23 protein-coding genes are annotated in these 22,458 nt (G+C 63.1%); 11 read left to right on the top strand and 12 right to left on the bottom strand.

Annotated features, from left to right (window positions below; translation table 11 throughout):
• Window positions 1-7: 7 nt before the first annotated feature.
• Complete coding sequence (locus ACIQ2A_RS16650) at window positions 8-832, top strand: uracil-DNA glycosylase family protein (RefSeq protein ID WP_398481160.1); 825 nt, start codon at window positions 8-10, stop codon at window positions 830-832.
• Between the two features lie 120 nt (window positions 833-952).
• Here ACIQ2A_RS16650 and ACIQ2A_RS16645 read toward each other — a convergent pair whose 3' ends face one another.
• The 4 genes from ACIQ2A_RS16645 to ACIQ2A_RS16630 all read right to left on the bottom strand — a co-directional run bounded on the left by ACIQ2A_RS16645 (window position 953) and on the right by ACIQ2A_RS16630 (window position 5,103).
• Window positions 953-2,455, bottom strand: a complete 1,503-nt coding sequence (locus ACIQ2A_RS16645; protein ID WP_398481158.1) for a glycosyltransferase family 39 protein — start codon at window positions 2,453-2,455, stop codon at window positions 953-955.
• Between the two features lie 77 nt (window positions 2,456-2,532).
• Window positions 2,533-3,288 carry a ribonuclease HII gene (locus ACIQ2A_RS16640; protein WP_398481156.1) on the bottom strand — a complete coding sequence of 252 codons (756 nt, stop codon included), beginning with the start codon at window positions 3,286-3,288 and terminating at the stop codon, window positions 2,533-2,535.
• A gap of 71 nt (window positions 3,289-3,359) precedes the next feature.
• A complete protein-coding gene (locus ACIQ2A_RS16635; RefSeq protein ID WP_398481154.1) occupies window positions 3,360-3,818 on the bottom strand; it encodes a VOC family protein in 459 nt (152 codons plus the stop codon).
• 130 nt (window positions 3,819-3,948) lie between these two features.
• The gene (locus ACIQ2A_RS16630) at window positions 3,949-5,103 is read right to left on the bottom strand and encodes a PA0069 family radical SAM protein (RefSeq protein ID WP_398481152.1); all 1,155 of its coding nucleotides are present in this window, start codon (window positions 5,101-5,103) and stop codon (window positions 3,949-3,951) included.
• A gap of 160 nt (window positions 5,104-5,263) precedes the next feature.
• Here ACIQ2A_RS16630 and ACIQ2A_RS16625 point away from each other — a divergent pair, with 160 nt between their 5' ends.
• Window positions 5,264-5,833: a glycosyltransferase gene (locus ACIQ2A_RS16625; RefSeq protein ID WP_398481150.1), complete on the top strand. Its 570-nt coding sequence runs from the start codon at window positions 5,264-5,266 to the stop codon at window positions 5,831-5,833.
• 179 nt (window positions 5,834-6,012) lie between these two features.
• Complete coding sequence (locus ACIQ2A_RS16620; protein ID WP_398481148.1) at window positions 6,013-6,927, top strand: GNAT family N-acetyltransferase; 915 nt, start codon at window positions 6,013-6,015, stop codon at window positions 6,925-6,927.
• 130 nt (window positions 6,928-7,057) lie between these two features.
• Here the strand turns inward: ACIQ2A_RS16620 and moaB are convergent, their stop codons facing one another.
• Both moaB and ACIQ2A_RS16610 read right to left on the bottom strand, forming a co-directional pair.
• Window positions 7,058-7,618 carry a molybdenum cofactor biosynthesis protein B gene (gene moaB, locus ACIQ2A_RS16615; protein ID WP_398481146.1) on the bottom strand — a complete coding sequence of 187 codons (561 nt, stop codon included), beginning with the start codon at window positions 7,616-7,618 and terminating at the stop codon, window positions 7,058-7,060.
• An 84-nt stretch (window positions 7,619-7,702) separates the two neighbouring features.
• Complete coding sequence (locus tag ACIQ2A_RS16610) at window positions 7,703-8,644, bottom strand: neutral zinc metallopeptidase (RefSeq protein WP_398481144.1); 942 nt, start codon at window positions 8,642-8,644, stop codon at window positions 7,703-7,705.
• A gap of 257 nt (window positions 8,645-8,901) precedes the next feature.
• Between ACIQ2A_RS16610 and ACIQ2A_RS16605 the strand changes: the two genes are divergently transcribed.
• Entirely contained in the window at window positions 8,902-10,035 is a 1,134-nt protein-coding gene (locus tag ACIQ2A_RS16605) for a site-specific DNA-methyltransferase (RefSeq protein WP_398481142.1), read from the top strand.
• Between the two features lie 144 nt (window positions 10,036-10,179).
• Here ACIQ2A_RS16605 and ACIQ2A_RS16600 read toward each other — a convergent pair whose 3' ends face one another.
• Window positions 10,180-11,505: a methyl-accepting chemotaxis protein gene (locus tag ACIQ2A_RS16600; protein WP_398481140.1), complete on the bottom strand. Its 1,326-nt coding sequence runs from the start codon at window positions 11,503-11,505 to the stop codon at window positions 10,180-10,182.
• Window positions 11,468-12,004, bottom strand: a complete 537-nt coding sequence (locus ACIQ2A_RS16595) for a PAS domain-containing protein (protein WP_398481138.1) — start codon at window positions 12,002-12,004, stop codon at window positions 11,468-11,470. Before ACIQ2A_RS16595 ends, ACIQ2A_RS16600 begins: the two co-directional genes overlap by 38 nt.
• Before the next feature lie 200 nt (window positions 12,005-12,204).
• Here ACIQ2A_RS16595 and ACIQ2A_RS16590 point away from each other — a divergent pair, with 200 nt between their 5' ends.
• Entirely contained in the window at window positions 12,205-13,494 is a 1,290-nt protein-coding gene (locus ACIQ2A_RS16590; protein ID WP_398481136.1) for a flavin-dependent oxidoreductase, read from the top strand.
• 139 nt (window positions 13,495-13,633) lie between these two features.
• Window positions 13,634-15,382 (top strand): diguanylate cyclase, encoded by a 1,749-nt coding sequence (locus tag ACIQ2A_RS16585; protein WP_398481134.1) that lies wholly within the window; start codon window positions 13,634-13,636, stop codon window positions 15,380-15,382.
• On the opposite strand, the gene mutY is transcribed toward ACIQ2A_RS16585, so the two are convergent.
• A complete protein-coding gene (gene mutY, locus ACIQ2A_RS16580; protein WP_398481131.1) occupies window positions 15,379-16,509 on the bottom strand; it encodes an A/G-specific adenine glycosylase in 1,131 nt (376 codons plus the stop codon). The two genes, ACIQ2A_RS16585 and mutY, sit on opposite strands and share 4 nt — an antisense overlap.
• A 27-nt stretch (window positions 16,510-16,536) precedes the next feature.
• On the opposite strand from mutY, the gene ACIQ2A_RS16575 reads away from it, so the two are divergent.
• From ACIQ2A_RS16575 to ACIQ2A_RS16565, 3 genes are all read left to right on the top strand, one after another.
• Window positions 16,537-17,016: a DUF721 domain-containing protein gene (locus ACIQ2A_RS16575; RefSeq protein WP_398481181.1), complete on the top strand. Its 480-nt coding sequence runs from the start codon at window positions 16,537-16,539 to the stop codon at window positions 17,014-17,016.
• Between the two features lie 104 nt (window positions 17,017-17,120).
• On the top strand, window positions 17,121-17,777 hold the full coding sequence (locus ACIQ2A_RS16570; RefSeq protein WP_398481129.1) for a DsbA family protein: 657 nt from the start codon (window positions 17,121-17,123) through the stop codon (window positions 17,775-17,777).
• 292 nt (window positions 17,778-18,069) lie between these two features.
• On the top strand, window positions 18,070-18,321 hold the full coding sequence (locus ACIQ2A_RS16565; RefSeq protein WP_398481127.1) for a hypothetical protein: 252 nt from the start codon (window positions 18,070-18,072) through the stop codon (window positions 18,319-18,321).
• 224 nt (window positions 18,322-18,545) lie between these two features.
• On the opposite strand, the gene ACIQ2A_RS16560 is transcribed toward ACIQ2A_RS16565, so the two are convergent.
• The gene (locus tag ACIQ2A_RS16560) at window positions 18,546-18,968 is read right to left on the bottom strand and encodes a VOC family protein (protein WP_398481125.1); all 423 of its coding nucleotides are present in this window, start codon (window positions 18,966-18,968) and stop codon (window positions 18,546-18,548) included.
• A 92-nt stretch (window positions 18,969-19,060) separates the two neighbouring features.
• Here ACIQ2A_RS16560 and ACIQ2A_RS16555 point away from each other — a divergent pair, with 92 nt between their 5' ends.
• Both ACIQ2A_RS16555 and ACIQ2A_RS16550 read left to right on the top strand, forming a co-directional pair.
• Window positions 19,061-19,744 carry a helix-turn-helix transcriptional regulator gene (locus ACIQ2A_RS16555; protein WP_398481123.1) on the top strand — a complete coding sequence of 228 codons (684 nt, stop codon included), beginning with the start codon at window positions 19,061-19,063 and terminating at the stop codon, window positions 19,742-19,744.
• A 73-nt stretch (window positions 19,745-19,817) separates the two neighbouring features.
• Window positions 19,818-20,243: a GFA family protein gene (locus ACIQ2A_RS16550; protein ID WP_398481121.1), complete on the top strand. Its 426-nt coding sequence runs from the start codon at window positions 19,818-19,820 to the stop codon at window positions 20,241-20,243.
• Window positions 20,244-20,463: 220 nt separating this feature from the next.
• Here the strand turns inward: ACIQ2A_RS16550 and ACIQ2A_RS16545 are convergent, their stop codons facing one another.
• Together ACIQ2A_RS16545 and ACIQ2A_RS16540 are read right to left on the bottom strand one after the other, a co-directional pair.
• A complete protein-coding gene (locus ACIQ2A_RS16545) occupies window positions 20,464-22,086 on the bottom strand; it encodes an amidase (protein WP_398481119.1) in 1,623 nt (540 codons plus the stop codon).
• Window positions 22,087-22,243: 157 nt separating this feature from the next.
• A partial coding sequence (locus ACIQ2A_RS16540) for a M24 family metallopeptidase (protein ID WP_398481117.1) occupies window positions 22,244-22,458 on the bottom strand: 215 nt, incomplete at its 5' end.

The raw sequence follows: 22,458 nt of genomic DNA, 5'->3' as shown, positions 1-22,458 counted from the left end.
CATCGCCATGATGCCAGAGCCCGCCCCCACCGTCGCGCAGCTGCTCGCCTTCTATCTGGAGGCCGGGGTCGATTGCGCCCTCATGGATGAGCCGGTCAACCGGCTGCTGGACGACGATATCGGGCTGCATGCCCCTGTCCAGGCAGCGCCCAAGCGTCCGCCATTGACTGGCATGCCAACGACGGCACCGCGGCCGGCGCCGCCGATCAAGACCGAAGTGGCGCCCGATGTCGCCGTGGCCGCCGCCCGCGAGGCGGCGCGCACCGCCCCGACGCTGGACGCCCTGCGCGGGATGCTGGAAGCTTTTGACGGTTGTGCGCTGAAAGGCACCGCAACCCGACTGGTGTTTTCGGACGGCAATCCGCAGGCGCGCATCATGTTTGTCGGCGAGGCCCCCGGCCGCGACGAGGACATCGAGGGCCTGCCCTTCGTCGGTCGTTCCGGCAAATTGCTCGATTTGATGCTGAAGGCGATCGGGCTGGATCGCACCGCGGTCTACATCGCCAATGTGATTCCATGGCGCCCGCCGGGCAACCGCACCCCGACGCCGCAGGAGACGCAGATCTGCCTGCCCTTCATCCAGCGCCAGATCGAACTGGTGAATCCGGATATCCTGGTGACGCTGGGCAATCCCTCGACCCAGACGCTGCTGCAGACCCGCGACGGCATCATGAAGTCGCGCGGGCGCTGGGTGGATTACGATACGGGCACGCGGAAGATCAAAGCGATCGCGACTTTCCACCCGGCCTATCTGCTGCGTTCGCCGTCTTACAAGCGGCTGACCTGGATCGATCTGCGGTCGGTGGCGAAGGCGCTGGAGACGGCAAACTAACACTCCGCCCTCACCTGAGGAGCCGCAGAGCGGCGTCTCCAAGGATGGCCGCAATCTCAGAGCCCGGTGATCTCATGGTTCGAGACGGCGCTGCGCGCCACCTGACCATGAGGGACGGAGCTATTTCGGCCGCACGATTGCCCAGCCCACCCGCAGCACTGGCCGACTGCCATTGATCAGCCGATCAAATGCCCTCGGCACTTCCGCCACCAGACCCGGAAAGCGCGCAGCTAGATGCGCAGGCGGCGTGCCGACCGTGTCCGTCGCGCGCCAGATGACGACGCCACCGGTTTCCATGAACTTCGCTTGCGTGGTCCAAGGCGTGCGTTCGGGCTGCGCGTCGTTCAGCACATGCGGCCGCGACGCGCCCATGCCGACCAGTGCGGCAAGCTGCTGATCGCCGGCAACGGCGACCAGCTTCTGCCCTGTGCGGCGCTCGAAATTCTCGCCAAAGAATCGACCGATCTCGCGCGCCGGCAATGCCGTGCGATCTTCCGGGCCCTCGACCCATGGAAACACCACGATATTGGCGAGCACCGCGAGCGCTGGTGCGACGATGGCTGCAGCCCACACCTTGCGCAGCACGCGCTGGCGCCGCAGCGCAATCAGATTGCCGGAAGCGACGACCACCGCGAGGCCGGACATGACCAGAGCAATGCCCGTGCCGCCGACGACATTGCTTCGATCATAGAGAGCAGCGAACAGGCTGCCGAGCAGCGCCGGCGCGAGCGCGAAGAAATAGACATAGCCCCGCGCTGTCGCATCGACCGGCGGCCGGAAGATTGTCGGAGCATCCTCACCGGGTGGGACAAGGCGGCGCCAGTTCATGGCCGTCAGCACCAACACGCCAGCGGTAGCCGCCACGAGCCAGGCCAGTCGCACGCCCCATTGCTCGGCCTTGCCGACGAGATCGGTGAGCACCGGCACGGGCGGCAAAACGCTGACGCCGGAGCGGATCACCCATGCCGCATAAGGCAGCGCCAGCACGGCGATGACGACCACCGCGAAAAACGGATCGAGCGAGGTGAGATTGCGCCGGCCGCGCGTGGTGGCAAGGCCGAACAGCAATGGCAGCGGCAACAGCCACATGGCCTGCGGCGTGGTCAGCAACAGGAGGCCGGCTTCGATGGACAAAGCAAACCAAGCGCTACGGCGCCCCTGCCCGATGGCCAGCCAAGCGTGCAGGAGAAACATCGCCCAGAGCGGACGGGCCAGCACCAGCGGACCGAATTCGATCCCCGGCGTGCTGAAGGCCGTGACCGTCATGGTCAGCAGCACCGCGATCACGGCCTGCGGGCCACCAACGATATGGCGGCCGAGCTGGTAGACCGCGCGGAACATGAGGACAGCGCAGATCTGCGCCAGCAGATAGACGCCAAAGATGTGATTGCCGGCAGCGCGGAGGGCGATATCGGCGAGCCAATAGGCCAGCGGCGGGCCGAATTCGGTGCCGACCTGATATTCCCGGCCATAGGCGAGCACGGTGGCGAGATCGCCGGGCGGGCCGCGATAGAGCAGCAGCGGCACCACCAGCCAGAGCAGCGCCTGGCACAGCACCACGATCCAGAACACCAGCCGCGGCCGGGCGCGGATCAGTTCGACGATCAGGGAAGTGAAGCGCATGAACGTCCGGACCGGCCCGCGAATGACAGTAGCCACAGGTGATACGGCGGGCGGCCCGTTCAGGCAACCACGGTCGATCAGGCGGAGAGGTCGAGGGTCGCTTGCAGCGTGACGATTTCGGTCTCGACGACGATCGTTTCGCGGCGGAGGCGGGCGGCGACCACCGGGGCGAACAGGCTGCGATGGTGAAGACTGGGGCCGAGCTCGTTCAGCGCTTTGAGGTGCTGCGGGACGCCATAGCCCTTATGAATCTCGAAACCGTAGCCTGGGCACTCCTCTGCCAGCCGGCACATCAACCGGTCGCGCGAGACCTTTGCGATGATCGAGGCAGCAGCGATGGATAGCACCAGCGCATCGCCGCCGATCACGGCTTCGCAGGCCGCCGTGGTGTCAATCTTGTCGCGTCCGTCGACAAAGACATGCTTCGGCACTTCCGGCAGTGAGGCGACGGCGCGCGCCAGCGCCCAAAGCGAGGCCCTCAGGATGTTGTCGCGATCGATCCGGGCCGGCGAGGCATAGGCGACGGCAAAGGACGACGTCGCGCAGATTTCCTCGAACAGCTCCTCGCGTTTGGCTTCAGTCAGTTTCTTGGAATCGTCGAGGCCCTTGGGAATGCGCTTGGGGTCAAGAATCACCGCAGCGGCCACCACCGGCCCGGCCAATGGCCCGCGGCCGGCTTCATCGCAGCCAGCGACGGGCCAGATGCCCTGCTTCAGCAGCGCGCGCTCGCGCTTGAAGCTGGGTGCCCCAACGACGATTGGCTTGCGCAGCTTGGCGGCTGCCGCCTTTGGCGAGGCCTTTTTGGCCGGCTTGGTTTTGATATCCCGAATCATGAAGGGATCGTGCGCATCTGGCTCCACTGGCGCAACCGGGAACCAGAAACCTTGCCCGCTATCCAAGCCGTCTAATCGGACAGATGCACCCGCCGGTCGTCGCCGACCTCGATGCCTGGTGCCACAACCACGTCCCAGGCATGCCCGTCGGGATCGGCGAAATAGCCGGAATAACCACCGTAATCCGTCTTATGCGCCGGCTTGATCAGCGTTGCGCCGCAGGAGACGGCAAATGCAAGCACCTCATCAACTTCCTCGGGTGAGCGGCAGTTCCAGCCCATGGTCGTGCCACGAAACGCCTGCGGGCGCGGCTGGTCGGGCATGTTGGCATCGTCGGCCAGTTGATCCCATGGAAACAGCGCCAGCAGGCTGGCGCCGGTGTCGAAAAAGGCGATGGCCTCCCCGGTCTCCTTGGCCTTTCGGGCGAAGCCGAGCGCCTGGTAGAAGGCGATGCTACGGCGAATGTCGTAGACGCCAAGCGTGACCACGGTCAGGCGCGGCACCAGTTTGGGACGATCATTGTTCGTCATCTCGGTCCTCCGTCACACTCGACGCAAAAAGCGGAGAAGGGGTCGCAGGCCGGCTCTGGTTTCCGGTCTGCGCCCCTCCCCCGAGTTGCTCCCAAGATTGCGAGACCTTCAGGAGTAAACTTCCAAGCACCTAGAACAAATTCAGTTGCTGGCCGGCGCCGGCTGGCTTCGCGAAATGATCGAGCGTCAGCTTCACGCGCTTCTTGTTGAGGCCGAGCTTGGCGCAGGCGACCTCGAAGCGGCGGCCGATCATCCAGGCCATCGGACCGGTGCCCTTCATGCGTGTGCCCCATTGCGAGTCGTAATCGCGGCCATCGCGCATCTCACGGATCAGCGTGAAGACATGGCGGTAGCGATCCGGATAATTCGCCATCAGCCATTCGCGGAAGAGATCGCGCACTTCCAGCGGCAGGCGCAGCAGCACATAGCTCGCTTCCTTGACGCCGGCATGGGCGGCGGCATCGAGGATGCGCTCGATCTCGCTGTCATTCAGCGCCGGGATCACCGGCGCCACCATCACGGTGGTCGGGATGCCCGCTTCCGAGAGCTGCCGCAGCGCCTCCAGCCGTTTCGGCGGCGTCGATGCGCGCGGCTCCATGGTGCGCGCCAGCTTCGGATCCAGCGATGTCACCGACAGCGCCACTTTGGCGAGATTGCGCTTGGCCATCCGCGCGAGAATATCGATGTCGCGCACCACCAATGCCGATTTAGTGACAATACCGACAGGATGCCCCGTCTTTTCCAGCACTTCGAGAATGCCGCGCATGATCTGGCGTTCGCGCTCGATGGGCTGATACGGATCGGTATTGGTGCCGATCGCGATCATCTTCGGTTCATATTCTGCCGCCGCCAGCTCCTTCTCGAGCAATGCCGGCGCATCGGGTTTCACGAACAGTTTGGATTCGAAATCCAGCCCCGGCGACAGGCCGAGATAGGCATGGGTCGGCCGCGCGAAGCAGTAGACGCAGCCATGTTCGCAGCCACGATAGGGATTGATCGAACGGTCGAAGCCGATATCCGGCGATTCGTTGCGCGTGATCACCTTGCGCGCCGTATCCACCGCCACCGTCGTCTTGAACGGCGGCAGATCGTCGAGGCTTTGCCACCCATCGTCGAAGGCGACGCGAGCCTCCTTCTCAAAACGCCCGCTGTCATTGGTCTGGGCGCCGCGACCGCGCCGCCGCTGGCGGTCGATCGCAATCTCGATCGCCGGAAACGGCGATGGCAGTCCCGCGATTTCGGACACGGGAGCAGTCGGCATCTGGGCTGCGGCGTTCTGATTCATGCAGCTAGGCTAGCACCTCTTCAGAACATATCAAGAACAAACCCGCAGGAAAATCGTTTGCCCACATGCGCCGTCTTAGCCATGACTAGCATCAGTGGCTGCTTTCACTATGACGAAATGATAACGCTGCCGCACTGGCTTTGAGGTAATATCCACATCCATGCTGAGCGTGATCATCTCAACCGACGGTGTCGAACAGCCCGCGGTCGCCACTCTGGCGGCGCTGGTGCCGGGCGCCGCTGCCGGCGTGATCCGCGAGGTGCTGCTGGTCGATCGCGCCAGCACCGATGTGATCGAGCGCGTCGCCGATGTGGCCGGCTGCGGCTACCTCACCTCAACGGGCTCACGCGCCGCGGCGATGGCCGCCGGTGCCAAGGCTGCACGCTCGCCCTGGCTGATGTTTCTTCATGCCGGTGCGGTGCTGGACAGCGGCTGGATCGAGGAGACTCAGCAATTCATCCAGCGTATCAGCGCCAGCGATCGCCCGCGCGCCGGCATCTTCCGTTATGCCCGCTCGCCTTACGACGAGACCGGCTTTCGCGATGAGGTGAAGCATTTCATCCGCAAGGTCTCGGGCCCCAAGGCGGATCAGGGCCTGCTCATTGCGCGGGACCACTATGAGCGCCTCGGCGGCCATGCCGATGCCAGCCGGGCCGAGGCGAAGCTGCTGCGCCAGCTCGGGCGGGCATCACGCACGATGTTGCGCAGCCGGATCATGATGGTGGCATAGGCCACAAACTCCACTGTCATTGCCCGGCTTGACCGGGACAACCCAGTAAACACTGGCTTCCCGACTGATCGTTGAAATCTCAGTTTACCGGATTCCCCCTGCTTGCGCGGCGGATGACAAGCAAGAAAGCACCGCAAATATACTTGCCAAAGTCAATCAATTGATTGACACTGGCAACCATGTCCCAGCCCTCCGATCCCGTCGCCGCCGTCCGCGCCTTCAACCGCTTCTACACGCGGCATCTTGGCGTGCTGGATCAGCAATTGCTGGAAAGCCCCTATTCGTTGACTGAAGCGCGCGTGCTTTACGAGCTCGCCAACCAGGACGGCCAATCGGCCAAGGACATCGGCACCGGGCTCAAGCTCGACGCCGGCTATCTCAGCCGCATCCTGAAGGCGTTCGACGACAAGGGCCTCGTCGTGCGAAAGTCGTCGCCGGTCGATCGGCGGCAATACAGGCTCAGCCTGACTGCCAAGGGCCGCCTCGCCTTCGGACGGCTCAATCGCGGCTCGCATGATCAGGCGGCCGTGATGCTCGATGCACTCGGCAACCACGCGCCACGCGTGGTGCAGGCGATGACAACGATCGAGACACTGCTCGGCGGGAACGAAGCATCGCAGGCAACGCTGCGCAGCCCGCGCCCCGGCGACATGGGCTGGGTCGTGCAGAGCCACGGCGCGCTCTATGCAGCCGAATACGGTTACGACGCCTCCTTCGAGGGGCTGGTGGCCGATATCGTCGCGAAGTATCTCGCGGCCCTTGATCCATCGCGCGAGCGTTGCTGGATCGCGGAGATGGACGGTGCGCCGGTCGGCTCTATCTTCCTGGTCAAGGCATCGGACGATGTTGCGAAAATCCGGCTCTTGATCATCGATCCCGTCGCACGCGGACAAAACCTCGGGCGTCGACTGACCGCAGAAGCGGTCGGGTTTGCGCGGCAGTGCGGCTATCGAAAAATCACGTTATGGACGCAGAGCAATTTGTTTGCCGCGCGAAAGATTTATGAGCAGTCGGGATTCAAGCTGGTCGCGAGCGAACCGCATCGCAGTTTCGGGCAGAATCTGGTGGGCGAGACGTGGGAGTTGGCGCTCTAGCCACCAATATCACTTATCGGCGCCCGGCTTGACCGGGCGATCCAGTCAACACTCATTTAGATGATCAATACGACCGCCGGTGTCTACTGGATCTCCCGCGTTCGCGGGGGATGACAAACGGTGCCTTGTCTTACGCTGACGCGCCCTTCGCCTTCGGCCGGCGCAAATGCTCGTCCAGCCGCGGCATGATCTCGACGAAATTGCACGGCCGCGTGCGATAATCGAGCTGCGCATTGAGGATGCCATCCCAGCCGTCACGGCAGGCGCCCGGCGAGCCCGGCAAACAGAAGATGAAGGTGGCGCCAGCCGTGCCTGCGGTGGCACGGCTCTGGATGGTCGAGGCGCCGATCTTGGCGTGGCTGAGCATATGGAAGGCGATGGAGAAACCATCCATCCGTTTTTCGAACAAGGGCTCGATCGCCTCCGGCGTGACATCGCGGCCGGTGAAGCCGGTGCCCCCCGTGGTGATGATCGCATCGACGCCGGGATCGGCGATCCATGATTTCACCACGGCGCGGATCGCCTCGACATCGTCGGTGACGATCTCGCGCTTGGCCAGCACATGCCCCGCAGATGTCAGCCGGTCCGCCAGCGTCGTGCCGGATTTGTCGTCATCGAGCGAACGCGTGTCCGAAATCGTCAGCACAGCGATGCTGAGCGGGACGAAGGCCTTGGCGTCATCAAGAGACATGAAAGCAACTCCGGTTTCGGATCGTCCATGCAGGAAGCGCCGGATCAGCGCCTCATGCATCGACCTGGATCGGATCAGGCTGAATTAGAGCTGATTCGTCCCGAACGTATTGCAGGCCTGGATCGTCCCCTGCTGATAGCCGACCATGAACCAGCGCTTGCGCTGTGCGGCCGAGCCGTGAGTGAAGGAGTCCGGCACCACGCGGCCCTGCGCCTGACGCTGCAGCGTATCATCGCCAATGGCTGCTGCGGTCTGCAGCGCGGCGTCGATGTCGCCGGCTTCGAGGAAGCCGGGACGCTTCTTCTCTTCGCGATTGACCCAGATGCCGGACAGGCAATCCGCCTGCAGCTCGACACGCACCTGAAGGTTATTCGCTTCGGCCTTGCTGCCGGCGCGCTCCTGCGCCTGCGTCACTTTCGGAATGATACCAAGCAGGTTCTGCACGTGATGGCCGGCTTCATGCGCAATGATATAGGCCGTGGTGAACTTGCACGCATTGCCCGAGCAGCCGCGAAACTTGGTTTCAACCTGACGGAAGAAGCTGGTGTCGAGATAGATCTTCCTGTCCGGCGGGCAATAGAAAGGCCCCATTGCTGACTGCGCGCGACCGCAGCGACCGCCATTGGTGGCGTTGCGGAACAGCACGATCTGCGCGCCCGTATACTTCTGGCCGCTCTCGCGGAAAATCTCGGTCCAGCGATCATCGATCTCGCCGAGAATGCCGGAGATCATGCTGCCCACTTCATCCGTCGGTGCGCCCGACTTCGGTGGCGATGAGCGGCGATCGGTCTGATAGGTCGGCGCCTGCCCGCCGCCGGTGAGAATCTCTGCGCCTGATATGAGCAAGCGCGGATCGATGCCGAGCGCCCAGCCGACAAGGCCGAGCACGAGCACCGTGCCGATGCCGAGACCGCCCCCACCGCCGGGAATGCCAAAACCGCCACCACCGCCGCCGCCATAACCACCGCCATCATCGTCGCGACGGTCGTCGATATTGTCGCTGCGACGGAAGTCATCGTAACGCATCGGGCAATTCCTTCATTTCAATTCGCAGCGTTTGAACCAATTGCGGGACACAATTGAAAGAGACCGCAGCATAACGCGCAAACAGCGCAATCTTTCCATCACGTTAAGCATAAGCATTAGCCTGCCCGGCAAAACTTGCCTAGCGCGATTCCATTACCAGTTAAGTCGATTTTTACTTTGCCCGTTCACATTACCGGTCAGTCGGTTGTTTAGTCCCGCGTCGCCGACAGCGTCGCCTGAGTCAGAGTAATTGAGTCATGGTTGGTTCGCGTAGCGGGGCGTCCCTCAGGACGTCCCGCACACAACTAGAGTCTGCCCTCGAGCATCGTATCGTCGTTGGCGATTGCGTCGCCGAGATGTCAAAACTGCCGGCTGGTTCGGTGGATCTGGTGTTTGCAGATCCGCCCTACAACCTGCAACTGAAGGGCGATCTGAAACGCCCTGACGATTCCCATGTGGATGCCGTCACTGATGACTGGGACAAGTTCTCGTCATTCGCGGCCTATGACGACTTTACGCGTGCCTGGCTGCTTGCTGCCCGGCGTGCCATGAAGCCGTCCGCCACTCTGTGGGTGATCGGCTCCTATCACAATATTTTCCGCGTCGGCGCGATCATGCAGGACCTCGGCTTCTGGGTCCTCAACGATATCGTCTGGCGCAAGTCGAACCCGATGCCGAATTTTCGTGGCCGGCGCTTCACCAATGCGCATGAGACCATGATCTGGGCCGCACGCGACGAGAAAGCGAAGGGTTACACCTTCAATTACGAAGCGCTGAAAGCCGCCAATGACGACGTGCAGGCACGCTCCGACTGGCTGATCCCGCTCTGCACCGGCGACGAACGCCTGAAAGGCGGCGACGGCAAGAAAGTGCATCCGACCCAGAAGCCGGAAGGCCTGCTCGCACGCGTGCTTTTGTCATCGTCCAAGCCCGGCGATCTCGTGATCGATCCGTTCAACGGCACCGGCACCACCGGCGCCGTCGCCAAGCGGCTCGGCCGCTCCTATATCGGCTTCGAACGCGACCGCGTCTATGCCAAGGCGGCCGAAGCGCGGATCGCTGCGATCGAGCCGCTGCCGGAAGCGACACTCGCCCCGTTCATGACGGCCCGCAGTGCGCCACGTGTTGCCTTCGCCGAACTGGTCGAACGCGGGCTGATCTCGCCCGGCACCAAGCTCGTCGATGCCAAGAAGCGCCACGGCGCTCTGGTTCGTGCGGATGGCGCCATCATGTTCGGCGACAAGGTCGGCTCGATCCACCGCATGGGCGCCATGGCCCAGGGTGCCGCCGCCTGCAATGGCTGGACGTTCTGGCATGTGGAGACCAAGAAGGGTCTGCGTCTGATCGACGAACTCCGCGCCGAGATCCGCAGCGAGATGGGCGCAAGCTAAACGCTGCATATCGCGATATCATCGCAAGAGCCGGGCCTGATTTGGTCCGGCTCTTTTTGTTTTGATGGACGCAGCCCTACGGCATCGCTCCAACAAAACGCCGGCGCACAGGGCGCCAGCGTTTTCAGTCGATCCTCACGACGATCAGGCCACTGCCGCCTGATGCACTAGGCTTTCGCGCGCCTGGCCGAGATAGCCGCGAATCTTTCGCGTCAGCAGTCCCGATTGCGACGACAGGTCGTCCGAGGCCTCCATGGTCGAGGTGGCGAGTTGCTCGGTGCTCTTGGCGGTCTCGGCCAGCGACTGGATGTTGGCCGAGATCTCGCGGACCACCGCAAAGGCTTCGTCGATATTGCGCGCAATATCCGCCGTCGCCGATGACTGCGCCTCCGAGGCTCCGGCGACCTTGCCTGTGATCTCATTGACCTCGGCGATCACGGTGCCGATCTCGTTGATCGACGCGCTCACCTTGTCGGTCGCCGACTGCACCTGGCCGATTTCCTTTTCGATCTCGGCCGTGAAATTCGCCGTCTGCGTCGCCAGCGCCTTCACTTCATGTGCCACGACAGCAAAGCCGCGGCCAGCATCGCCGGCGCGCGCGGCCTCGATGGTCGCATTCAGCGCCAGCAGATTGGTCTGGCTGGCGATGGCATTGATCGAGGTGACCACCTCGCTGATGCGCGCTGCCACATGGCGCAGCACGTCCACATTGCCTGCAGCATCCGCCACGCGCTCCACGGCGCGGCCGGCAATGGCGGCCGAACGATTGACGTCGGCGCCGACTTCACTGGCGCTCGACGACAACCGCGCCGTCGCCGAGGCCACCGACTGCATATTCGCCGCGGCCTGTTCGGAGGCCGCAGCCACCGACGTGACGCGCGACAATGACGAGGATGCGCCGGTGCGCAGATTGCCGGCAGTGCCGTTCATCTCGGCCGCACCGCTATCGAGTGCGGAAACGATGCCGCCCACCGCAGCTTCCAGCTCTGCGGTCTGCTTCTCGAACTGCACGATGCGATCGGCGATCTTGTCGGTGGTTGCGTTCATTGCCTTGGCGCCCTGCAGGAGGCCGCCATGCAGCCCGCCCGGCAGGATCCGGCGATAATATTTGTTGTCGTTGAGGGCAGCCATCGCAGCCGTCGACTCACGAACAAAGGCATCGCAGCCGTCGATCATGTCGTTGATGCTGTGCAGCAGCTCGCCGGTGACGCCGCGCACGGGAATATCCAGGATGCGCGCTTCGAAATCGCCCTGCGCGATGCGCTCGCAAGCGATGCGCCCTTTCTCGATCAGTTTCGCGGTCTTGCCCATCAGCACCAGAGCCAGCACCGCCGCCGCAAGCGCAATGCCTTGCGTGACCATGGCGACGGTCGAGAAGCCAGCGAATTGCAACGCCAGCCCGAGCACCAAGCCGGCGATGACGACGAGCGTGCTAAGCTGCGCGCGGGAAAGAAAACATAAGTTCGTCATAGCTGACTTTCTGGGATGCAACGAAATCAGTGAGGGCCTTGAAGCCTGCGGCAAGCGATTCCTTGCCGTTGACATGCCGTTTCTCGATGGCGAGCACCTCGGCATAGAGCGGCGCGATCGTGGTCCTGATCAGATCGGGCGACGGCACGCGGCGATTGGAATGATAGCCGATGAGCTTGCCCTGCAGATCGTAGGACGGCGTCACATGCGCAAACACCCAGTAGTGGTCACCCGTGGCCGCCATATTCTTCACGAAAGCGAAGATTTCGCGTTTTGCCTCGACGGTGTCCCACAGCAGCTTGAAGACGCTGCGCGGCATATCCGGATGGCGGATCATGCTGTGTGGCTGGCCGATCAGATCGGCCTCGCTATAGCAGGCCATCTTGCAGAACAAACGGTTCACATAGGTCATGCGACCTTTGAGATCCGTCTTCGATACAATCAACTCGGACGCCGGAAAAAACGTCTCGCGGCCGGTCGGTTTGATCTGATGGGACATCTTTGGCCCTGAACCACTTCACCTAAATGACAATGCTAACGGTATTAGGGGAATGCGCCTGAATTTTGCGTTAAGGCTTCATCCACCATGCCGGCCATGCGTCAGCCCGATCGGGCGCCCGTTCGCTACGCGGCAATCCGGTTGCCCCCGCCGGCGGTCCCATGCGATGACCTCACGCAAATCAAGGGGGAGGCAACATCATGACCGTTCTCATCGCTGGCGGCGGCATCGGCGGCCTGACATTGGCGCTCAGCCTGCATCAGATCGGCATTCCATGCCGCGTGTTCGAAAGCGTGTCCGCCTTGAAGCCTCTCGGTGTCGGCATCAATGTGCTGCCCCATGCGGTGCGCGAACTCATGGAGCTCGGTCTGCACGACAAGCTTGATGCCGCCGGCGTACGCACCCGCGAACTCGCTTACTTCTCCAAGACCGGCAAGCCGATCTGGAGCGAACCGCGTGGCATGGAGGCTGGCTATAAGTGGCCACAGTTTTCGATTCATCGCGGCACGCTGCAGCAGATCCTGCTCGATACCGCGATCGAACGCCTTGGCGCCGACAATGTGCTGACCAGCCATCACATCACCGGCTGGACCGAAACCGATGACGGCATCCGCGCCGATTTCATCGATCGCGCCACCGGCGAGCCTGCCGGCAGCCATGAGGGTACGCTGCTGATCGCCGCCGATGGCATCCATTCCGCGATACGGCAAAAGCTCTATCCGCAAGAGGGCGCGCCGATCTGGAACGGTCGCATTCTCTGGCGCGGCGTCACCAAGAGCAGACCCTTCCTCACCGGCCGCACCATGATCATGGCCGGCCACGAGATCCTGAAATTTGTCTGCTACCCGATCTCGAACACGCCGGATGCCAACGGCGATTACGACGTCAACTGGATCGCAGAGCGGCATATGCCGCCGACCTATCAGTGGCGCCGTGAGGACTACAACCGTACGGCCAAGCTCGACGAGTTTCTGCCCTGGTTCGAGAACTGGACATTCGACTGGCTCGACGTGCCCGGCCTGATCCGCAATTGCCCGCATGCCTATGAATATCCGCTGGTCGATCGCGATCCCGTCGATCGCTGGACCTTCGGCCGCGTCACGCTGATGGGTGATGCCGCACATCCGATGTATCCGATCGGATCGAACGGTGCCTCGCAGGCCATCCTCGACGCCCGCGTGCTGACGCGCGAAATTCTCGCAAATGGCGAAGTCCCTGCTGCACTCGAGGCCTACGAAGCCGAGCGCCGGCCGGCCACCACCGACCTCGTGATGCTCAACCGCAAGAATGGTCCGGAACAGGTGATGCAGATCGTCGAGGAACGCGCGCCCAATGGCTATGGCGTCGTGACCGAGGTGCTTTCTCAACAGGAACTGGAGGATATCGCGGCCAATTACAAGCGCGTCGCCGGATTTCAGGTCGAGGGGCTCAACGCGAAGCCGCCCATCGTGCCGGCGCCGCCGGTCTCACAACTATCCAGCGCAGGATGACGGAACTCGCGCGTTAAGGCGCATTCAACCGTCTCGATTCATCAGGGATTCAACATGATCCCATGGCAGGTTTGTACCGTTAGGGATTGGCAATTCGCATCTGTCAGGACTCGGCTATTCGTTAGTCCAAGGCCTGGTTATGCGTCACCTACTCAGTAAAGTTGCCGAGCGCATCCGCGCCATCGAGGATCACTTCACGGTCCGCGCGCATATTACGATTGCATTTGCAGTCATGATCGTGGCGCTGGTCGGCGCATTGGCCACGGGTGCCGCTCTTGTCAGCTATCGCAACACGGCCGAACTCGTGAATACGCGCCTCGCAGCTGTCGCCTCCATCACAGCCGAGCGGCTCGATCGCTACATGGCAGTCCGTCAGCAAGAGGTGCACCTGTTCTCGAAGCTCGAATTGTTGCAAGGCCTATGGCAGGGCGATCACTCCACCTTGCGCAAGACGCTTGAGCAACTACAGAGTTCGTTCAGCGATTTCGCCTGGATCGGCTTTGCGCAGCCGGATGGCAAGGTCGTCGCTGCGACCAAAGGCATGCTCGAAGGAGCATCCGTCGCGCAACGTCCATGGTTTCGCACCGGGCTGAACGATCCCATGGTTGGTGACGTCCACGAGGCCGCATTGCTGGCATCGCTTCTGGCCAAGCGTGCCGACGGTGAACCGCATCGCTTCGTCGATATTGCACTCCCCATTCGCAACGCGGACGGCGTTCTGATCGGTGTGCTCGGCGCGCATCTCGATTGGCAATGGGCCCAAACCGTCATCGCACGTTCGGAAGCGACCGATCAGGAATCCGATACGACATTGACGGTCGTCTCGAAGACCGGCACGGTCCTGGTCGGCAACGGCATGAACACGACACGCTTTGCCGGCGATAAGCTGGCCACGATCCTGCAAACACGCGCCGGCACTTTCGCTGAGAAAGTGGGCGAGCAGAACAGCCTGACCGCGTATTTCGTCGGTAACGGACATCGCGAATATCAGGGCCTGAACTGGATCGTCACGGCGAGCCAGCCGGCCGATGTGGCCCTCGCTGCAGCCGTTCACTCCGCGAAGAACATCCTGTTTATCGGCGCTGCCGTTGGCCTGTTCGGCATGGCCCTCGCCTTCCTGATCGCGCAACGGATTTCGAATCCGATCCACGCGATAACATTGGAGGCAGACCGTATCGGCCGTTCCTCTGGCCCATCCATGCTGCCGCGTCAGCGCGGCTCGCTTGAAGTGGTGCAACTGACACAGGCGTTGCGCTCCCTGCTTCGTCGCATCGGCTTTGCCGAAGAGCGCACCAAGGAGGCCGAACTGCGCGCCACCGAGAACGCGCTGCAATTCAAGGACGACCTCAGCAAGCTGCGGCGGCTCGCCGATACCGATTATCTCACCGAGCTGATGAACCGCCGCTCCTTCATCGTCGCGGCGAATGATGCGATGGAATTCGCCGTGCGATACAAGCGCAGCATCGCGACGCTGATGATCGATATCGATCATTTCAAGGTCATCAACGACACCTACGGCCACCATGTCGGCGATATCGCCATCAAGAAGATCGCCGAGATCGTCCAGAGCAACATCAAGAGCACCGACCGCGCCGCGCGCTTCGGTGGCGAGGAATTCGTCGTCCTGCTGCGTGAGGCGGATGAGCGTACTGCGCAGGCGCTCGGTGACCGCATCCGCCGCGCCGTCGAACTCGCCATCATCGGCGAAGGTGAGATACGTCTTTCGGCCACGGTTTCTGTGGGTGTGTCTCTGATCGCCGATAGCGACCGCGACGTGCAGGACATGATCGAACGCGCCGACCAGGGCCTCTATGTCGCCAAGAACACCGGCCGCAATCGCTGCTTCGTCATGCCGGCAACCGAAGAACGCGGCATTCGCGCCGCCTAATCATCCAGTCCATGCGCAATGACCTTGCGCATGAGATTGGGGAACGCTTCACCGTCGAGCGTCGCAATCGGCACCCAGCGCATTCCTTCCGGCGCCTTCGCGCGCGCTGGCACACTTGCGGTATAGACCACGAGCTCGAGCGGAAAATGCGTGAAGACGTGCGACACGACACCGACCTTGCGGTGCCACGGTGTCGCGCTTTTCAGCACCGGCGCCTGAGCCAGGGCGTCTGCATCGTCGTGGCCAGCGAGCCAGTCCGACGTCGGCACTTCCGTCATGCCACCGAGCAAGCCCTTCTCGGCGCGGGTACGCACAAGCAATTCACCTTGACGCGTGACGACGAAAGCCGCGCCGCGGCGAAGCACCCCGCTCTTCTTCGGCGCCTTGCGCGGAAACGTCTCTTGATCGCCTCGCTCCCTCGCCGCGCAATTGTCATTGACCGGGCAGAGCGAACAAGCCGGCTTTTTCGGTGTGCAAATAGTGGCGCCGAGATCCATCAACGCCTGCGCACTGTCGCCGGCGCGTGAGGGCCCAAGCAGTGTCGCGGCCAGCGCCACGATCGTCGGCTTCGATTTCGGCAGCGCCTCCTCGACAGCATAGAGCCGCGACGTGACGCGCTCGATATTGCCATCCACCGGCATGCATTGGCGCTCGAAAGCGATCGCCGCGATGGCAGACGCCGTATAGGGCCCGATGCCAGGCAGCGCCCGGAGGCCTTCCTCGGTGTCGGGAAACACACCGCCATGGTCACGCAACACGGCGACCGCGCAGGCGTGCAGGTTGCGCGCACGGGAGTAATAGCCGAGCCCGGCCCACATCCGCAGCACGTCATCCTGCGACGCCCGGCCGAGATCGCTCACCGTCGGCCAGCGATCGAGGAACTTCATGAAATAGGGCCCCACCGCCTGCACGGTGGTTTGCTGCAGCATGATCTCCGACAGCCAGACCCGATAGGGATCGACGCTCTCCCCGGGCAGAGCCCGCCACGGCAACCGGCGGCGATGGCGGTCATACCAGGCAAGGATTTGCGCGGGACGCTGCGTGGCGGCGGCTTCCCCGCTATCCAACGGCCCGACGTCCGGGGTCGCGGATTTCTTTCGTCTGCTCGCAGGGGCTGATAGACTCATGCCGACATGTACCCAAATCGCCCGTTCATGAACAAGCCCGGCTTCATCTCCGCAAAACCGCTCTCCGCCTTGCTCGGCGGCGTGTTTGCGGATGCCTATGCCAAACAGGGCTTTGCCTCACGCGAACTGGTGACCCGCTGGGCCGAGATCGCCGGCACCCAGGTGGCGCAATTCTCCGAGCCACTGAAGATCCAGTGGCCAAGGCCGGTGGATGGCCAGCCGCAGCAAGCCGCGACCCTGATCCTGCGCGTGGAAGGGCCGATGGCGCTGGAAATCCAGCATATGTCGGACATTATCCTGGAAAAGGTGAACCGCTTCTTTGGCTGGAACGCAGTCGGCAAACTGGCGCTCCGCCAGGCCCCGCTGTCGCGGGCATCGATCAGCCGCAAGATCAAGCCGATCGACCCGAATGCCATTGCAAGGGTGGCCGAGACTTTGCCGGAGGTCGAGGACGAGGCGCTGAAAGAAGCCCTGGCGCGGCTTGGAGCTGCCATCAAGCGAAGTTGAGGGATTCCAACACTATCGGGTTCCGGCATCCGCTTGCCACATTTGCGGTTTCAAGTTAGCGAAGCGAACCTTTCTCGCGCCAAATCGCACTTCGGAGCAGTCCTTTGATCATCACGCGCCGCGAATTCACCGCCGCTCTCGCTTTGACCGGCGCCGCCGCAGCCATCGGCCTGTCGCCGCTGCGGCTGATCTCCGAAGCCTCCGCACAGACCGCGGCCGATGTCGCCAAGCCGGTGTCGCTGCCGGACATGGCACTCGGCCCGAAGGATGCGGCCGTCACCGTGGTCGAATTCGCTTCGATGACCTGTGGCCACTGCGCGAATTTCAACGAGACCGTGTTTCCGAAGATCAAGACCGAATTCATCGACACCGGCAAGATTCGCTACGTGTTCCGCGAATTCCCGCTCGACATCAAGGCTGCCGCCGGCTCGATGCTGTCGCGCTGCATCGCCAAGGATGATGCCGGCAAGTATTTTGCCGTGGTCGATATGCTGTTCAAGCAGCAGAACGAATGGGTGATGAAGAACACCGCCGAGACGCTGACCCGTATCGGCAAGCAGGCCGGCCTCAGCCAGCAGCAGGTGGAAGAGTGCCTGAAGGACCAGGCGCTGCTCGACAAGATCGCAGCTGACCAGAAGTTTGCCAATGAAGTTCTCAAGGTCAATTCGACCCCGACCTTCTTCATCAATGGCGAGATGCTGCGCGGCGAGCAGACCTTTGACGAATTCTCCAAGAAGATCACACCGCTGCTGAAGAGCTGAGGCGGTTTTTCACGCACTCAGAACGATCATGGCCGGGCGCAGTCCCGGCCATTTTTTATGGGCGATGCCTCTGTGTTGCCGCAACGGCCGCAAGTTTGCCCCAAGCGGATACCTGCCGAAACCTCCGCAAACGCCAAATTTCTTGCGGCAATCCTGTGGCAGCACGGCGGCGGCTAATTTCTCGGGAACGGACCGGACTCGGCTGCGTTGAGACCGATTGAAACCGCCGGCGCTGCGTCCCCGTAGCTCTCCTATTGCGCCCTTCGTGTCCCCGGAACTGCATCACCCCGACATGCCAGCACGCGCCCCCCACCTTCCCCATTACATCGAGCGTACCGCGTTGCAGAAGCTTTGCGCTGCGCCGGAATTGCCGGCCACGCATCTGCTGCCTGCCGGGCAGAAGACCTTGGCCAATATGATCCAGAAGGGCTGGATCGAATCCACCCCAGGCAGCATGGCGCGCTACCGCATCACCCCCCAGGGCGAAACCGCGCTGAAGGCGGAGATCCCGATGCCGCGGACGACGCAAGCCCGCGTGCGCTAGCGCCGTATCGGAATTAACCATGTTAAGACCCCGGTAACGCGCATTAAGAAGTGCTTAAGCGGGAACTCGGCAATCTCCGGACATATTGCAAGGGGGTTGTCATGTTTGGAAATCTCGTCGTCGATTTTATCGGTCTGGCCTTTTTGGGCCTTTGCATCGCCGTGCTCGGCGCGCCGCAGCAACGCCGGCCGGACGAACTGGCCCGCGATATCTGACGCCGGATTCTACGCCGCGCGCGCCATCTCGACATCCATCACCCAGGTGATACCGAAGCGATCGGTCAGCATGCCGTAAAGCGGCGACCAGCCGGATGGCCCGAGCGGCTGCACGATGGTCGCGCCTTCCGACAGTTTGTCCCAATGGCGCGTGATCTCGTCCGCGCCGTCGCCGCGCACCGAGACGAAGAATGCCCGCTCGCCGGGATTCCACGCCATCCGCGCTTGCACGTCATAGGCCATGACACGAAAGCCGTTCGCGGCAGCCACCTGCCCCCAGATCACCTGATCGGTATCGGCCGGATCCTCCGCCTGACCGGCCTGCGCATAGGTGAACAGCATCACCTCGCCGCCGAACACGGATTGATAGAAGACGAGCGCTTCGCGCGCATTGCCGCGGAAATTCAGGTGGGTCGTGGTCGTCACAGCCATCACGGGCTCCTTTGCTTGATTGGATGCCCGCTGCTATAGCCCTGCCCTCCTGACAGTTTCCGACAGTAGGACATCATTTCCGGAAGGAAGATTTGGCCCGCTCCGATCGCCTTTTCCGGCTCCTCCAGGCGATGCGCACGCTGCCCGCGCCGGTGACGGCCGCGCGGCTGGCGGAGGAAACCGGCGTCTCGCAACGCTCGCTCTATCGCGACATCGACAGCCTGCGCGCCGCCGGAGCCCGCATCGATGGCGAGCGCGGCTATGGCTATCGGCTGACCGAGGACTATGCGCTGCCGCCGCAAACCTTTTCGCGCGACGAGATCGAGGCGATCGTGCTGGGCATGGCGCAGGTGAAGCATATGGGCGATCCCGCGCTCGCCCGCGCCGCCGAAGCGGTTTTGGCCAAGGTCGCCGCCACGCTGCCGGATGATCGCGAGCAGCATCTGTTTCACGCGATCTCGCAGGTCTATCGGCCCGATGCGCCGGAGACGCTGGCGCCTGACATCGACCTCATCCGCAACGCCTGTTGGCACGAACAGGCGCTGGCGATCTCCTATACCGACCAGGCCGGCCGCGTCAGCACGCGCGAGATCTGGCCGCTCGCCATCGTCTATTCCGAGCGCGCACTGACGCTGCTCGCCTGTTGCTGTCTGCGCAAAGCCTTCCGCATGTTCCGGCTGGAGCGGATCGGCGAGCCGCAACGGACCGGCACGAGCTTCCGGCCGAAGCGCGCGGCGTTGCTGCGGGAATATCTCGCGGAGTTGCACGCGCGATGACGTCGCCTCGGTTCACACATGGCGCTGAGGTCGCTAAGACATCAACGTGACTGAGACAGGGGATGCAGACTGCATGGCGAGTGACACGAGACTGCGCGCCGGCCAGTGCCATTGCGGCGCCGTGCGTTTCGAAGCGGTGCTGAGTGATGGCTTCAGCACCGTCCGCCGCTGCACCTGCTCCATGTGCCGCATGCGCGGCGCTGTGATGGTGATGACGGCAGCAGGCGGGGTCAACGTGCTGCAGGGTGCGGAGCAGCTTTCGAGCTATCGCTTCAACACCGGCGTCGCCGAACATTTCTTCTGCGCGCGCTGCGGCGTCTATACGCATCATCAGCGGCGATCGGACCAGACGTCGTTTGCCGTCAATGTCGCCTGCCTCGATGGCGTGAGCCCGTTCGATTTTGTTGAAGTGCCGGTGAATGACGGCGTCAATCATCCAAACGACACGGGCAAGCCACAGCGCATGGCGGGCGTGTTGCGGTTTATTCCAGAGGAGTGAGGATCGAAGCCAATCAACTCAGTCCCTCATGGTGAGGAGCGCGCATCCTCGCGCGCGTCTCGAACCATGAACTGTCCGGGCTCCGCGTTCGTGGCCATCCTTCGAGACGCGCGCCTTGCGCGCTCCTCAGGATGAGGGACGGAGTTACGATGAGCAAGACAGTGTAATCACCGCTTCTCATCCGCCTGCGCTCACCCCATCCTACGCCTCGGCGCGCCGCTTATCCCTCCCGCGCCCACAGCTGCCGCACCAGCATCCCCGCCCGCTTCTCGATCGCCGCGGCCGCATCCAGCGCCAGGTCCTCGCGATAGCGCCCGGCGATCAACTGCACGCCGATCGGCTTGCCGTCATGCAGCGCCACCGGCACCACCGCGCCGGGCAGGCCCAGTACATTGATCGCCGAAATGAACCGCAGGTCGTTCCAGAAGATCTCGCGGATGCGCTCGGCACTTTCCACATCGGCGCGCGGCCCGGGCGTCGGCTGCACCGTGGTCGGCGCCAGCACCACCGGGTAATCCTCGAAGAACATCTGCCACGCCCGGATATGCGTGCTGCGCGCCGCCGTCGCATTCATCCACGCCGCGAGATCGAGCGTGCCAGCCTTCGCCTTGATGCCCGCCCAGGCCTTGTGGAAGTCGTCGGACGTCACCGCCAGCATCTTGGCTTCCTGCAGCACCATGGTCTCGTTGGCGATGATGTCGCACCAGGTCTGCCAGACCCCGCTGATGTCAGGCACCTCGACCTCGGTGACACGATAACCTGCGCGCTCCAGATGGTCGGCGGCCTGGCGCAGCGCCGCGGTCACCGACGGATCGACTTTCATGTCATCCGGCATTTTCGCCAGCGCGACCTTGATCGGGCCTTTCGGCTTCGGCCCTTCCAGCGGCGCCGGCACCCACCAGGGATCGCGCGGATCGCGCTGGCTCATCACGCCAAGACCAAGCCGCACATCCGCGACGCTGCGCGCCAGCGGTCCCTGCGCCGACATCAGATGCGCCATCAGCGGCCGTTCCACCGCGGCACTTTCGTTGAAGGCGGGGATACGGCCCTGGGTCGGCTTGATGGTCGCGATGCCGTTGCAATGCGCCGGCCAGCGTAGCGAGCCGCCGATGTCGTTGCCATGGGCGATGGTGCCGATGCCTGCCGCCACCGCCGATCCCGCGCCGCCCGACGAGCCGCCGCAAGTCATGTCCGGGCTCCACGGATTCTGCGTGAGGCCGTGGAGCGGATTGTCGGTGAAGGCGCGGAAGGAGAATTCCGGCGCGTTGGTGAGGCCGAGCACGATGGCGCCGGCCCTCCTGAAATTGCGCACCACCGGCGAGTCCGACGGCGCGATAAGGTTCGCCAGCGCCGGCACGCCATTGCTGTTGGCCTGTCCTTCGAAGTCGATATTGATCTTGATGGTGATCGGCACGCCATGCAACGCGCCGCGGTCCGCACTCTTGCGCATCTTGTCGGCCGCCCGCGCTGCCGCCAGCGCCTGCTCCGACAGATCGACCACCACCGCATTCAGCTTCGGATTGACCGCCTGCATATGCGCGACCTGCGCCTCGGTGACCTCAACGGCCGACACGGCGCCAGACCCGATCGCCGCAGCCGTCTCCACCGCGGTCCACTGCCAGACCGGCCCCTTAGGCAGGCGCGCCTTCGGCGCTGCCGCGAACGACGATCTGGCTTTGGATGTCTTCGATTTGGCTGTCTTGGATTTCGCTGCCGGACGTTTGGCTGCCGCCGTCTTTTTCACCTTGCGTGACTTGGCCGCTTTCGCCGCTGGACGCTTCACCGTTGTCTTTGCCACCACGAAGTCTCCATTCCATCGAATGGACGCAGCCTGCCAAGACATTGACGCAAGGGCAACGCGGTGTTCGGTGCAAAATGCAGAAAGACGCGCGTGCGGGACGCCTTGCACGTCCTGGCTCGCGGCACGGTGAGGCACCTCGATCACTTTCAGCCGTCATCCACAGGATGAGGGGCGGAACTAGGATGGCGGCTGACTATGGTCAGCGCTTCTCATCCGCCCGCAGCGTCAGCACCTTCGCGCCTTTCGCCGTCACCGCCACCGTGTGCTCGAACTGCGCCGACAGCGAGCCGTCCTCGGTCACCACCGTCCAGCCGTCCTCTTCCGTGCGCACCTTGCTGCGGCCGCGATTGAGCATCGGCTCGATGGTGAACACCATGCCCTCGCGCAACACCATTCCGGTATTCGGCTTGCCGA

This window comes from Tardiphaga sp. (assembly GCF_044336785.1).
Lineage (GTDB): Bacteria > Pseudomonadota > Alphaproteobacteria > Rhizobiales > Xanthobacteraceae > Tardiphaga.
The sequence above is the reverse complement of the archived record's forward strand: the minus strand, read 5'-3'. Positions and strand labels throughout refer to the sequence as shown.